Genomic DNA, 11336 nt, shown 5'->3' with positions numbered 1-11336 from the left:
GCCGCGCATCCGCAGCGAATCTCCCGCGTTCGACCTGCACCACCCGGAGATCGCGGCTCTCGACCAGCTCGAGCACGGCGGCATCCCGGCCGGCGTGACGGCCGGTGGCAAGGAGGAGAGCAAGTGAAGATCCAGGGCAAGATGTTCCTCTGGCTGAGCGTCTTCATCCTGGCCATGGCCGTCCTGTACGGCGTGTGGTCGAAGGAGCCTGCCGGAACCACCGCGCTCTTCCTGGCCTTCGGCCTGAGCGTCATGATCGGCTACTACCTGGCCTTCACGGCCAGGCGAGTGGACGCCATGGCCCAGGACAACAAGGAAGCCGATGTGGCGGACGAGGCCGGCGAGGTGGGCTTCTTCTCCCCGCACAGCTGGCAGCCGCTCTCGCTGGCGATCGGCGGTGCGCTCGCCTTCCTGGGCGTCGCCATCGGCTGGTGGCTCCTGTACTTCTCCCTGCCGCTGATCCTGATCGGCGTCTTCGGCTGGGTGTTCGAGTACTACCGCGGCGAGAGTCAGAACCAGTAACGCCGCGTCAAGCGCGACACGTCGGGCCCGGATCCCCTTCACTCCAAAGGAGGCGGATCCGGGCCCCTCTTTTGGAGTCATCCAGCGCGCCGCTGGTGACAAGCGTTCATAGCGTGTGCTCATGAACCACACGCCGCACTTCCGCACCGTTCTCAGCTGCACTCTCGTGGTCGTGACCCTCGGGGCGGTCGCGACCGCGTGCGGCGAGCCCGACGGCCATCCCCTCGCCGCACAGCCCTACGACGCGGCGCGGCAGGTGAGCTTCAACGCCGACGCCGGGGACCACAAGGTGGACCCCGACAAGCCCCTCGAGGTCACCACCAAGAGCCGCTCCGGCCGCATCACCGACGTCACCGTCATCGACGACGCCGGGCGCTACCTCGCCGGGGAACTCTCCGCCGACGGCCTGCGCTGGCGCTCCACCGCACCCCTCGCCGCCGGCGCCCGCTACACGATGAGGGTCGCCACGGAGGACGAGGACGGCGCGCCCGGCCTGCGTGTGCTCACCTTCGAGACGAAGCCCGCCACACGCTTCCTGACCGCCGAGTTCGGCCCGAAGTCGGGCACGTACGGCGTGGGCCAGCCGGTCACCGCCAAGCTCAGCACGGCCGTCAAGGACAAGGAGGGGAGGCGGGTCGTCGAACGCGCCCTGAGGGTCAGCTCCAAGCCCGGCGTGGAGGGCTCCTGGTACTGGGTGGACGACAAGACGCTCCACTACCGCCCGAAGGATTACTGGCCCACAGGAACGGTCGTCAACGCGACCAGCAACCTCGCGGGGGTGAAGGTCGGGAACAAGCTCTACGGCGGCCGCTCCGAGCCGCTGAGGCTCACCATCGGCGACCGCATCGAGGCCATAACCGACGCCGCGTCGCACTCCATGGTGGTCAAGCGCAACGGAGAAGTGATCAACACCATTCCGGTGACCACCGGCAAGCCCGGCTTCGCCACGCGCAACGGCATCAAGGTCGTGCTCGGCAAGGAGTCGTTCGTCCGGATGCGCAGCACCAGCATCGGCATCGCCGAGGGCAGCTCGGAGTCGTACGACCTGCCCGTCTACTGGGCGACCCGCGTCACCTGGAGTGGTGAATACGTCCACGCGGCGCCCTGGTCCGTCGGATCACAAGGCTTCGCCAACGTCAGCCACGGCTGCACCGGGATGTCCACCGCCGACGCCGCCTGGTTCTTCAAGACGGTCAAGGAGGGCGACATCGTCGAGGTCGTCAACAGCTACGGCGACATAATGGACACCTTCGGGAACGGCTTCGGCGACTGGAACCTGTCCTGGGACAAGTGGCGCGAGGGCAGCGCCCTGACCGGCGGCACGCCCCAGGAGACCGGCGGCGCCGCCGTGGCCGCCCGCCTCAGGCCGGCTGTCTAGAAGAAGGCGGGCCCGGATCCCTGTGGCCTCGCCGGGGAGACCCCACGGCGCTCGGGCGGCGTCGACGGCCCGCTCAGGCGGCGTGGTGGGAGAGCCGGCGACGCAGCAGCGAGGCCAGCGCCTCGGCGAACTCCACGGGCTCCACCGGGAGCGTCACCGCCGCCTCCGCGCGGCTCCAGGTCGCCAGCCAGGCGTCCTGCGGGCGGCCGATGAGCAGCAGCACGGGCGGGCAGTCGAAGATCTCGTCCTTGATCTGCCGGCACACGCCCATGCCGCCCGCGGGAACGGTCTCGCCGTCCAGCACACACACGTCGATGCCGCCCTCGTCGAGCGCCTTGAGCACGGCGGGCATGGTCGCGCACTCGACGAACCGCACCGGCGGCACGTCGGCGGCCGGCCTGCGACCCGTTGCCAACCTGACCTGCTCGCGGGTATTGGCATCGTCGCTGTAGACCAGGACCGTGGCACTCGACTGCATGGTTCCTCCGCCTCGTACGAACAGAGCTTGTGGCGCGGATGCTACTCCTCCCGACTGGCTGTCAACACCGGTTCGGACATGCCTTCGATGGGCCGTTCGGGCTGGACAAGTGCCACTGACACACCGAACGGCACCCCCCGGAGTGAGGGCGGGATAAGCGACCGACATAATGTCGGCGTGGCGACAGCAACGACAGTAGAAACCGGGCACGCGCACCCGTCGGTCAATCGGCCGAACCTCACCAGCGTCGGAACCATCATCTGGCTGAGTTCCGAGCTGATGTTCTTCGCGGCCCTCTTCGCGATGTACTTCACCCTGCGATCGGTGACGGGTGCCGAGTTCTGGGCAGAGAAAGCCGATGCGCTGAACTTCCCGTTCTCGGCGACGAACACCACGATCCTGGTGCTCTCCTCCCTCACGTGCCAGCTCGGCGTCTTCGCCGCCGAGCGCGGCGACGTGAAGAAGCTCCGCACCTGGTTCGTGATCACCTTCGTGATGGGTGCGATCTTCATCGGCGGTCAGGTCTTCGAGTACACGGAGCTGGTCAAGCACGAGGGGCTCTCCCTCTCGTCCGACCCGTACGGCTCCGTGTTCTACCTGACCACCGGCTTCCACGGCCTCCACGTGACGGGCGGTCTCATCGCCTTCCTGCTGGTTCTCGGCAGGACGTACGCGGCCAGGAGATTCACCCACGAGCAGGCAACCGCCGCCATCGTCGTGTCCTACTACTGGCACTTCGTCGATGTCGTCTGGATCGGCCTCTTCGCCACGATCTACATGATCAAGTAATCGGCGCGGGCGGCCCGCACCGAGCGGAAGCCGCCTGAAGCAGACATAGTCCAGAAGCATCGACGCAGAAGATCCTGACACCGGGGTAATCCGTGAAAAAGCTCTCCGCACGACGACGCCATCCGCTGGCGGCGGTCGTCGTCCTACTCCTCGCGCTGGCGGCCACTGGGGGGCTGTACGCCGCGTTCGCACCCGCGGACAAGGCGCAGGCCGATGAAACCGCCCAGTCCCTCGCCATCAAGGAGGGCCACAAGCTCTACACCGTCGGCTGCGCCAGCTGCCACGGAACCGGCGGTCAGGGCACCTCCGACGGCCCGTCCCTGGTCGGCGTCGGCTCCGCCGCCGTCGACTTCCAGGTCGGCACCGGACGCATGCCCGCCCAGCAGCCCGGCGCGCAGGTGCCGAAGAAGAAGGTCATCTACACCCAGAAGGAGATCGACCAGCTCGCTGCATACGTCGCCTCCCTGGGTGCCGGCCCGATCACGCCGGCCGAGAAGGACTACAGCCCCGAGGGCGCGGACATCGCCAAGGGTGGCGATCTGTTCCGCACCAACTGTGCGCAGTGCCACAACTTCACCGGTGAGGGCGGCGCCCTGACCGACGGCAAGTACGCCCCGAGCCTCGAAGGCGTCAGCGCGAAGCATCTCTACGAGGCCATGCAGACCGGCCCGCAGAACATGCCGTCCTTCCCCGACACCACGATGCCCCAGCAGCAGAAGCGGGACATCATCGCGTACGTCAACTCCGTGAACGGTGACGAGACCCCGACCCCCGGCGGCTTCGCCCTCGGTGGCCTCGGCCCCGTGAGCGAGGGTCTGTTCGGCTGGATCTTCGGTCTGGGTTCGCTGATCGCTGTTGCCGTCTGGGTTGCGGCCCACACCGCTAAGGCCAAGAAGTCATGAGTAGCCAAGAGAATTCAGAAGAGAACCTGCCGGCAGGGCAGGGCACCGCGCACGACGCGGCTCACGGTGGCGGCACGGCCGTCGCACAGCGTGACGAGGACCCGTTCGCCGATCCCGGACTGCCGGCCCACAAGCCGCGCGTCCAGGACATCGACGAGCGTGCGGCCAAGCGCTCCGAGCGCACCGTCGCCTTCCTGTTCACGCTGTCGATGCTCTCCACGATCGGCTTCATCGCCTCGTTCGTGATCTTCGACGTCAAGACGATCGTCTACATCTGGCCGCTCGGTCACATCAGCGCGCTGAACTTCGCGCTGGGCGTGACCCTGGGTCTCGCGCTCTTCTGCATCGGCGCCGGTGCCGTGCACTGGGCGCGCACCCTGATGTCCGACGTCGAGGTCGCCGACGACCGGCACGCGATCGAGGCCGCGCCCGAGGTCAAGGCCAAGGTCATGTCGGACTTCGCCGACGGTGCGCGTGAGTCCGCGATCGGCCGCCGCAAGCTGATCCGCAACACCATGTTCGGCGCGCTGGCCATGGTGCCGCTCTCCGGTGTGGTGCTGCTGCGCGAGCTCGGCCCGCTGCCCGAGGACAAGCTCCGCCACACGCTGTGGGCCAAGGGCAAGACCCTCATCAACATGAACACGAACGAGCCGCTCCGTCCCGAGGACGTCGCGGTCGGGTCGCTGACCTTCGCCATGCCCGAGGGCCTGGAGGAGAGCGACCACGAGTTCAACAACGAGATCGCCAAGGCCGCCCTGATGCTCGTCCGCATTCAGCCGGAGGACATCAAGGACAAGCGCGAGCTCGAGTGGTCGCACGACGGCATCGTCGCCTACTCGAAGATCTGCACCCACGTCGGCTGCCCGGTCAGCCTGTACGAGCAGCAGACGCACCACGTCCTCTGCCCGTGCCACCAGTCCACCTTCGACCTCTCCGACGGCGCCCGCGTCATCTTCGGCCCGGCCGGTCACCCCCTTCCGCAGCTGCGGATCGGTGTGAACGCCGAGGGCAACCTCGAGGCGCTCGGCGACTTCGAAGAGCCTGTCGGTCCTGCCTTCTGGGAGCGCGGATGAGTACACAGACGGATACGCAGAAGAAGGCGCCCGCAGGCGAGCGGGTGGCCGACTGGGCGGACGGCCGGCTCGGGATCTACTCCCTGGCCAAGGCCAACATGCGGAAGATCTTCCCGGACCACTGGTCCTTCATGCTGGGTGAGATCGCGCTCTACAGCTTCATCATCATCATCCTCACGGGTGTGTACCTGACGCTGTTCTTCCAGCCGAGCATGGCCGAGATCGAGTACCACGGCTCGTACGTGCCGATGCAGGGCATCCGCATGACCGAGGCGTACGCCTCGACCCTGGACATCAGCTTCGACGTCCGCGGTGGTCTGCTCATCCGGCAGATCCACCACTGGGCCGCGCTGATCTTCCTCGCCGCCATGTTCGTGCACATGATGCGCGTGTTCTTCACCGGCGCGTTCCGCAAGCCGCGTGAGATCAACTGGCTGTTCGGCTTCCTGCTGTTCGTCCTCGGCATGTTCACCGGCTTCACCGGTTACTCGCTCCCGGACGACCTGCTCTCCGGCACCGGTGTCCGCTTCACGCAGGGCGCGATCCTGTCCACGCCGATCGTCGGCACGTACATCTCGATGTTCCTGTTCGGCGGCGAGTTCCCCGGCCACGACATGGTGGCCCGGTTCTACTCGATCCACATCCTGCTGCTGCCGGGCATCATGCTCGGCCTCGTGGTGGCGCACCTGATCCTGGTCTTCTACCACAAGCACACGCAGTTCGCGGGCCCCGGCCGTACGAACAAGAACGTCGTCGGCATGCCCCTGCTGCCGGTGTACATGGCCAAGGCCGGAGGCTTCTTCTTCCTGGTCTTCGGTGTCATCGCGATCATCGCCGGCCTGTTCACGATCAACCCGGTGTGGGCGCTCGGCCCGTACCGCCCGGACCAGGTGTCCACCGGCGCGCAGCCCGACTGGTACATGGGCTTCGCCGAGGGTCTGATCCGTGTGATGCCGGGCTGGGAGATCAACCTGTGGGGCCACACGCTCGTCCTGGGCGTGTTCATCCCGCTGGTCCTCTTCGGTCTGGTGCTCGGGGCGATCGCCGTCTACCCGTTCATCGAGTCCTGGATCACCGGCGACAAGCGCGAGCACCACATCCTGGACCGCCCGCGCAACGCGCCGACCCGTACCGCCCTGGGCGTCGCCTGGGTCACCGGCTACGTGATCATGCTGCTCGGTGGTGGAAACGACATCTTCGCCACGCACTTCCACCTGTCGATCAACTCGATCACCTGGTTCGTCCGGATCACCTACTTCGTCGGACCGGTTCTCGCCTTCATCATCACGAAGCGGATCTGCCTGGGTCTGCAGCGGCGTGACAAGGAGAAGGTGCTGCACGGGCGCGAGTCCGGCATCATCAAGCGCCTGCCGCACGGTGAGTTCGTCGAGATCCACGAGCCGCTGTCGCAGGCCGACCGGTACAAGCTGACCGCTCACGAGCAGTACAAGCCCGCCGAGATCGGCCCGGCGGTCGACGAGAACGGTGTGCGCCGCAAGATCGGCCGTATGGAGAAGCTGCGCGCCAAGCTCAGCAAGGGCTACTACGGCGGCGACAACCAGGTCGCCAAGCCCACGGTCGACGAGTACAAGGAGATCACCAGCGGCCACGGCCACCACTGATCACCTGACCTGAAGGTCGCCACAGCGCGGGCCCCGTCCATCGAATGGACGGGGCCCTTCGCTGTGCCCCGGGGCTGGATAGGGTGGGACCCATCCTTATCGGCTTGTGGACCCAGGAGTGGACCATGAACGTTGTGACCCCGGTTGGCGGCGACAGCGTGGCGGCCCACTCCTGGCCGAGCGTGCTGAACGCCCTCCTCGACAACCGCGACCAGAGCGCCGACGCCACCGCGTGGGCCATGGACCGCATCCTCAGCGGCGAGGCCACCGACGCGCAGATCGCCGGCTTTGCGGTGGCCCTGCGGGCCAAGGGCGAGACCGTCGAGGAGATCTCGGGCCTCGTACGGACCATGTACGAGCACGCCAACCTCATCGACGTCCCCGGCCCCAGTGTCGACATCGTCGGCACCGGCGGCGACGGCGCGAAGACGGTCAACATCTCCACCATGTCCGCGATCGTCGTCGCCGGTACGGGCGCGAAGGTGGTCAAGCACGGCAACCGGGCCGCCTCGTCGGCGAGCGGCGCCTCGGACGTCCTGGAGAAGCTCGGCGTCAACCTGGAGCTGACCCCGCAGCGCGTGGCCGAGGTCGCCGAGGAAGCCGGGATCACCTTCTGCTTCGCGGTGAAGTTCCACCCGGCGCTGCGGCATGTCGCCAAGGCGCGCAAGGAGCTCGGCATCCGCACCGTGTTCAACATCCTCGGCCCGCTCACCAACCCGGCCCGGGTCAGGGCGCAGGCCGCCGGTGTCGCCGACGCCCGGATGGCGCCCATCGTCGCCGGCGTCCTCGCCGAGCGCGGCTCCTCCGCGCTGGTGTTCCGCGGCGACGACGGGCTGGACGAGCTCACCACGACCGCGACGTCCCGCGTGTGGAGGGTCCGGGACGGCGAGGTGACCGAGGAGGCGTTCGACCCCCGGGACCTCGGTATCGAACTGGTGCCCGTGGAGGCCCTGCGCGGCGCCGACGCCTCGTACAACGCCGACGTGGCGCGCCGCCTGCTCGGCGGCGAGACCGGCCCGGTGCGGGACGCCGTCCTGCTCAACTCGGCGGCAGCGCTGGTTGCGCTGGAGCCGACCGACGGCACGCTGAACGAACAGCTTGCGGCCGGGATCGCGCGGGCGGCGCAGTCGATCGACTCGGGCGCGGCGCGGGCGGTGCTGGAGCGCTGGGTGACGGCGAGCAACGCGTGACGTCCGGCGCAATGACGCACCACGGGTGAGTCCGGCAAGGGCGCGGTCCACTATGCGGACCGCGCCCTTGCACCATCCGAGACCTATGGCAGGATGCTCTCCAAGGTCATGAGTGACAGCGATTACGGCCCCGGCCCGCTGTCCGGCAACCCTCCGTCCGTGGCGGGGTGCCCCGGGTGAAGACCAGGCCGCAGGCAGCGAGGTCTGTGGCAAGCGCGGACCCCTTCCAGCCCTGGGGTCCTGGTCCTCGAGGAGCTGTCTCGTGAGCAAGCGAATGCGATAGGGCCTTCCGCCCCTTCTTCACCACACCTCCGTGCGGGATGTCCGTGCGTCGAGGTCTTTCCCCGTACGCCGTTGCACAGCTGCGCTGTTGCGCCGTCACGGGGTCTGTCGAAGCCAACTCGCCTTTTCCTGCCGGGAGATACCGTCATGTCCGCACGCCCTGTCGCCGCCACCGCCACCGCCGTTGCCGCCTCCGCCGACTCCGACCCCTGCTGCGCCGCGCCGCTTCCCGTCCTCGGCCGGGACGTCACCGTCCCGCTCGTGACCGGCGGCGAGGTCACGTACGCCGCTCTCGACTACGCGGCGAGCGCCCCGGCGCTCCAGCGGGTGTGGGACGACGTCGCCGCGTACGCCCCCTACTACGGCAGCGTGCACCGGGGCGCCGGATACCTCTCGCAGCTGTCCACCGACCTGTTCGAGAACAGCCGGGCCACCGTCCACTCCTTCCTCGACTGCCGGGACGGCGACCAGGTCGTCTTCACCCGCTCCACGACGGACTCGCTGAACCTGCTCGCCGCCGTGCTCCCCGCCGACTGCCAGGTCTTCGTCTTCGAGACCGAGCACCATGCGTCGCTGCTGCCGTGGAGCGATGCCCGCGTGACGTACCTGAACGCGCCGCGCACCCCGGAAGAGGCGGTACGGACGCTGGAGCACGCGCTCGCCGAGCGTGACCCCTACGGTCCGGCGCTGGTGTGCGTGACCGGTGCGTCGAACGTGACCGGTGAGCTGTGGCCCGTGAAGGAACTCGCCGCCGCTGCCCATGCGCACGGTGCGCGCATCGTGCTGGACGCCGCCCAGCTCGCGCCCCACCACCCCGTGTCGGTAAAGGAGTCGGACGTCGACTGGGTCGCCTTCTCGGGGCACAAGCTGTACGCGCCGTTCGGTTCCGGCGTGCTCGCCGGCCGCGCGGACTGGCTCCAGGACGCGGAGCCGTACCTGGCGGGCGGCGGCGCGTCGCGCAAGGTGTCCCGGCGCGCGGACGGGGGCGTGGACGTCGAGTGGCACACGACGGCCGCGCGCCACGAGGCCGGTTCGCCGAACGTGATCGGCGTCTACGCGATCGCGTCCGCCTGCAAGGCGCTCACGGAGGCCGGGTTCGACGCGCTGGTCGAGCGCGAGCGGCACCTGATCGCGAAGGTGCGCGAGGGGCTGGCGGAGGTGCCGCAGGTCCGCGTCCTGTCGCTCTTCGGCGACGAAGCTCCGCGCGTCGGCGTCATCTCGTTCGTGGTGGACGGCTGGAACAGCTCGCACTTCGCGGCGGCGCTGTCGGCGGAGTACGGGATCGGCGTCCGGGACGGCCTGTTCTGTGCCCACCCGCTGGTGCGCACGCTGCTCGGCAGCGACCCGCAGGAGGTCGGCGAGTGCGGTGCGCCGGAGGCGGAGCCGGGTGAGAGGTCGCTGAACGCGATCCGCGTGAGCTTCGGCGCGGGCACGCCGGACGAGCATGTGGAGCGCTTCGTGGGGGCGGTGCGGGAGCTGGTGCGCGAGGGCGCGAAGTGGACGTACCACACGGAGGACGGCCGCTGCGTCCCTGCGGTCTGAGTCGAGGGCGTCCCGCCCCCGGGGCGGCGCAACCCGGTGCGCCGCCCTCCCCCATGGCCTTTCGGGCAGGGGAGGTACCCCAAGGGCTACGCGTCGAGGCCGATCGCGAACGCGGCCTCCAGGTCGTGCTGCGAGTACGTGCGGAACGCCACGTGCGTGTCCGTCGCCTCGACGCCCGGGATCTTGCTGATGCGGCCCGGAATCACGTCCGCCAGGTCGTCGTGCTTCGCCACGCGCACCATGGCGATCAGGTCGTGCGTGCCGGTCACGGAGAAGACCTCGCTGACGCTGTCCAGCGCCGCGATCGACTCGGCGATCTCGGGGATGCGGTCCACGCTGGTCTTGATGAGCACGATCGCGGTGATCACGGTTGGCTTTCTCCCTCGGTGGCCGCTGCAGATGTCCTCACTCTAGTCCCACCCCGGAATCGGCCCCACGCGTAGAGGAAGCCCGCCGAGAACCCCGCGAGGTGCGCCAGGTACGCGACCCCCGGGCCGCTGCCCGCCTTCTGGGCCGCCAGCCACTGAAGGACGAACCAGAAGATCAGCACCGCCCATGCCGGGAAGCGCAGCGGCAGGAAGAAGAGGAACGGGTACAGGCTCGTCACCCGTGCCTTCGGGAACAGGAACAGGAACGCGCCCAGCACCGCGGAGATCGCCCCGGACGCGCCCACCAGCGTCTGCGAGGATTCCGCGTTGGCCACCGCGTACGCGAGCAGGGCCACGTAGCCGGCGCCCAGGTAGAAGAGGGCGAACTCCGCACGCCCCATGCGTTCTTCGGCCATCGTGCCGAAGACGTAGAGGAAGAGCATGTTCCCCAGCAGGTGCAGCCAGCTGCCGTGGATGAACAGGGCGGTGAAGGGCGTCAGGAGTGCGCGGGGCGATCCGGTCAGGAGGTCCGCCGGGATCACGCCCCAGCGTTCGAAGTACGCCTCCTGGGCCGCGAGCAGGGCGTCGCCGAGCCCGTGGGAGGGGTCGAGTCCGGAGACCGGGCTGACGACGAAGATCGCGCAGCACAGTGCGATCAGGCCGTAGATGACGACCGGCCCCTTCGCCGCCTCCCGGATCGTGTCCCGTGCCCTGCCCCACCTACTGATCATGGACAGAGCATGGCGTAGCGGGACCGACCGGTACAGAGCGGCTCGCCGCGACCACGAGCACCCTCCCCGAGCTCCGCTCCGCGTGAGCAGGGGGTGCCCCCATGCCCGTAGGGTTACAGGCAGTACATCCGCAGTTCGAAGGCGCACCGCGGCACAGGACCCGCACGACGGAAGAGGACGGCACGATGACGACGGTTCCCTGGCCTACCGCCGAGACCAGGTGGCGCTGCACACTCTGCGGCAACCTCACACGCTTCGACGTGACGCGCTCGTCCAAGGTCGTCGAGTACGTCCATCTGGACCTTGCCGGCGAGCCGACCGTGGAGGAGCGCGAGGTCGTCAGTGAGACCATCGAGTCGGTGCGCTGCCGCTGGTGCAACGCGGTGGACCAGATCGAGCTGGTGGACAGGCCGGGCGCCGCTTCCTGAGGGAAGGCGGCCCGCAAGGGTGGTAGGGGTG

12 protein-coding genes and 1 riboswitch are annotated in these 11336 nt (G+C 68.6%); of the genes, 9 read left to right on the top strand and 3 right to left on the bottom strand.

Going from position 1 to position 11336, the window contains the following annotated elements:
• Positions 1 to 123: 123 nt before the first annotated feature.
• Both HW130_RS29635 and HW130_RS29630 read left to right on the top strand, forming a co-directional pair.
• On the top strand, positions 124 to 522 hold the full coding sequence (locus HW130_RS29635) for a cytochrome c oxidase subunit 4 (RefSeq protein ID WP_177152831.1): 399 nt from the start codon (positions 124 to 126) through the stop codon (positions 520 to 522).
• Positions 523 to 643: 121 nt separating this feature from the next.
• Positions 644 to 1900, top strand: coding sequence for an Ig-like domain-containing protein (locus HW130_RS29630; protein ID WP_177152830.1), 1257 nt, complete (start codon positions 644 to 646; stop codon positions 1898 to 1900).
• Positions 1901 to 1973: 73 nt separating this feature from the next.
• Here HW130_RS29630 and HW130_RS29625 read toward each other — a convergent pair whose 3' ends face one another.
• The gene (locus HW130_RS29625; RefSeq protein ID WP_177152829.1) at positions 1974 to 2378 is read right to left on the bottom strand and encodes a hypothetical protein; all 405 of its coding nucleotides are present in this window, start codon (positions 2376 to 2378) and stop codon (positions 1974 to 1976) included.
• A 177-nt stretch (positions 2379 to 2555) separates the two neighbouring features.
• Between HW130_RS29625 and HW130_RS29620 the strand changes: the two genes are divergently transcribed.
• The 6 genes from HW130_RS29620 to HW130_RS29595 all read left to right on the top strand — a co-directional run bounded on the left by HW130_RS29620 (position 2556) and on the right by HW130_RS29595 (position 9778).
• Positions 2556 to 3167, top strand: coding sequence for a heme-copper oxidase subunit III (locus tag HW130_RS29620; protein ID WP_177152828.1), 612 nt, complete (start codon positions 2556 to 2558; stop codon positions 3165 to 3167).
• Positions 3168 to 3259: 92 nt separating this feature from the next.
• Entirely contained in the window at positions 3260 to 4069 is an 810-nt protein-coding gene (locus HW130_RS29615) for a c-type cytochrome (RefSeq protein WP_177152827.1), read from the top strand.
• The gene (locus HW130_RS29610; protein WP_177152826.1) at positions 4066 to 5142 is read left to right on the top strand and encodes a ubiquinol-cytochrome c reductase iron-sulfur subunit; all 1077 of its coding nucleotides are present in this window, start codon (positions 4066 to 4068) and stop codon (positions 5140 to 5142) included. Before HW130_RS29615 ends, HW130_RS29610 begins: the two co-directional genes overlap by 4 nt.
• Positions 5139 to 6764, top strand: coding sequence for a cytochrome bc complex cytochrome b subunit (locus tag HW130_RS29605; protein WP_177152825.1), 1626 nt, complete (start codon positions 5139 to 5141; stop codon positions 6762 to 6764). The genes HW130_RS29610 and HW130_RS29605 overlap by 4 nt, the downstream gene beginning before the upstream one ends.
• A 125-nt stretch (positions 6765 to 6889) precedes the next feature.
• Positions 6890 to 7954 (top strand): anthranilate phosphoribosyltransferase, encoded by a 1065-nt coding sequence (gene trpD / locus HW130_RS29600; protein ID WP_177152824.1) that lies wholly within the window; start codon positions 6890 to 6892, stop codon positions 7952 to 7954.
• A 104-nt stretch (positions 7955 to 8058) separates the two neighbouring features.
• Positions 8059 to 8176, top strand: a riboswitch (SAM riboswitch).
• Between the two features lie 207 nt (positions 8177 to 8383).
• Entirely contained in the window at positions 8384 to 9778 is a 1395-nt protein-coding gene (locus HW130_RS29595; protein WP_177152823.1) for an aminotransferase class V-fold PLP-dependent enzyme, read from the top strand.
• A gap of 86 nt (positions 9779 to 9864) precedes the next feature.
• Here HW130_RS29595 and HW130_RS29590 read toward each other — a convergent pair whose 3' ends face one another.
• Complete coding sequence (locus HW130_RS29590; RefSeq protein ID WP_177152822.1) at positions 9865 to 10146, bottom strand: Lrp/AsnC family transcriptional regulator; 282 nt, start codon at positions 10144 to 10146, stop codon at positions 9865 to 9867.
• Positions 10143 to 10877 (bottom strand): rhomboid family intramembrane serine protease, encoded by a 735-nt coding sequence (locus HW130_RS29585; RefSeq protein ID WP_177152821.1) that lies wholly within the window; start codon positions 10875 to 10877, stop codon positions 10143 to 10145. Before HW130_RS29585 ends, HW130_RS29590 begins: the two co-directional genes overlap by 4 nt.
• A 185-nt stretch (positions 10878 to 11062) precedes the next feature.
• Here HW130_RS29585 and HW130_RS29580 point away from each other — a divergent pair, with 185 nt between their 5' ends.
• A complete protein-coding gene (locus tag HW130_RS29580; protein ID WP_177152820.1) occupies positions 11063 to 11305 on the top strand; it encodes a hypothetical protein in 243 nt (80 codons plus the stop codon).
• Positions 11306 to 11336: the final 31 nt, after the last annotated feature.

It is taken from the genome of Streptomyces sp. PKU-EA00015, from assembly GCF_013387495.1.
GTDB lineage: Bacteria > Actinomycetota > Actinomycetes > Streptomycetales > Streptomycetaceae > Streptomyces.
This window is presented reverse-complemented; position numbering and strand designations above follow the sequence as displayed.

Excerpts from the sequence above, each read along its gene's own strand:
- HW130_RS29630 (WP_177152830.1), top strand. The coding sequence starts at position 644 with ATGAACCACACGCCGCACTTCCGCACCGTTCTCAGCTGCACTCTCGTG.
- HW130_RS29625 (WP_177152829.1), bottom strand. The coding sequence starts at position 2,378 with ATGCAGTCGAGTGCCACGGTCCTGGTCTACAGCGACGATGCCAATACC.
- HW130_RS29595 (WP_177152823.1), top strand. The coding sequence starts at position 8,384 with ATGTCCGCACGCCCTGTCGCCGCCACCGCCACCGCCGTTGCCGCCTCC.
- HW130_RS29610 (WP_177152826.1), top strand. The coding sequence starts at position 4,066 with ATGAGTAGCCAAGAGAATTCAGAAGAGAACCTGCCGGCAGGGCAGGGC.
- HW130_RS29585 (WP_177152821.1), bottom strand. The coding sequence starts at position 10,877 with ATGATCAGTAGGTGGGGCAGGGCACGGGACACGATCCGGGAGGCGGCG.
- trpD (WP_177152824.1), top strand. The coding sequence starts at position 6,890 with ATGAACGTTGTGACCCCGGTTGGCGGCGACAGCGTGGCGGCCCACTCC.
- HW130_RS29605 (WP_177152825.1), top strand. The coding sequence starts at position 5,139 with ATGAGTACACAGACGGATACGCAGAAGAAGGCGCCCGCAGGCGAGCGG.
- HW130_RS29580 (WP_177152820.1), top strand. The coding sequence starts at position 11,063 with ATGACGACGGTTCCCTGGCCTACCGCCGAGACCAGGTGGCGCTGCACA.